The 1,197-nt window shown below is 54.3% G+C and carries 1 protein-coding gene; it reads left to right on the top strand.

Annotated features, from left to right (window positions below):
- The first annotated feature begins 240 nt into the window (after positions 1 to 240).
- Complete coding sequence (gene yegS / locus HX884_RS26515; protein WP_178329039.1) at positions 241 to 1,140, top strand: lipid kinase YegS; 900 nt, start codon at positions 241 to 243, stop codon at positions 1,138 to 1,140.
- Positions 1,141 to 1,197: the final 57 nt, after the last annotated feature.

Below are 1,197 nucleotides of genomic sequence, written 5' to 3'. Positions count from 1 at the left end.
GACATCGTTAACTTAAGATACAAAAGCTGTTCGGAGATGGAGGGTCAAGATCACTTGATAATAGTAGGTATCACTAACTTCGTTAAATTAAATAAAATCGTATCTGATTTAAAAGGTATTAAATAGCGAGTATGTGATGAGTTAGAAAGGCAGTGTACTCACTGGATTCGTCCTGTTCTTACCCGCTTTTTTCCACACTGCTATACACTCTTACTAACGCTAAAAAAGGGAGCAGCGAGGATGGCAACCTATCCAGACAGTTTATTGATTCTCAATGGTAAAAGTGCAGGCAACGATCTGCTGCGTCAGGCAATCACTGATTTGCGGGAAGACGGGGCGCGGATCCATGTACGGGTCACGTGGGAAAAAGGCGACGCGGCACGGTATATCCATGAAGGCCTGACGTTGGGTGTCGAAACCATTATCTCCGGCGGCGGCGACGGCACCATCAATGAGATCGCCTCTGCGCTTGTCGACCTGCCCAGCGAAGACCGTCCGGTGATGGGCATTTTACCGCTCGGTACCGCCAATGATTTTGCCACCAGCGCTGGCATTCCGGAGGAGTTGAGTAAAGCCCTGCAACTGGCGATCCTCGGCAAAGCTACCGCCGTGGACATTGCGCAGGTGAATGACAAAACCTGCTTTATCAACATGGCGACGGGCGGGTTCGGCACGCGGATCACCAGCGAAACGCCCGAAAAACTCAAAGCGGCGCTGGGCGGTGTCTCTTATCTGATCCACGGTCTGATGCGTATGGACACCCTCAAGCCTGACCGCTGCGAAATTCGCGGCGAGGATTTCCAGTGGCAGGGAGACGCGCTGGTGATTGGCATTGGCAACGGTCGTCAGGCAGGCGGCGGGCAGCAGCTTTGCCCGGAGGCGCTGGTTAATGACGGTCAGCTTCAGCTGCGTATTTTCACCGGCGACGGCCTGCTGCCCGCGCTATTTACCACACTGACGCAGCCCGAAGAGAGCCCAAACATTATTGCCGGAAAATCCGCGTGGTTCGAAGTGAATGCCCCGCACGGTATGACGTTTAATCTGGATGGGGAACCGTTGAGCGGGGAGCATTTCCGCATAGAGGTATTGCCCGGCGCGCTGCAGTGCCGGTTGCCGCCGGATTGTGTGCTTCTGCGCTAATCCCCTCACCCCAGCCCTCTCCCAAAGGGCTGAGGGATCCCCAGTAATATGGTCATG

The organism is Enterobacter sp. SECR19-1250, assembly GCF_013391025.1.
GTDB classification, from domain to species: domain Bacteria; phylum Pseudomonadota; class Gammaproteobacteria; order Enterobacterales; family Enterobacteriaceae; genus Enterobacter; species Enterobacter cloacae.
The sequence above is the reverse complement of the archived record's forward strand: the minus strand, read 5'-3'. Positions and strand labels throughout refer to the sequence as shown.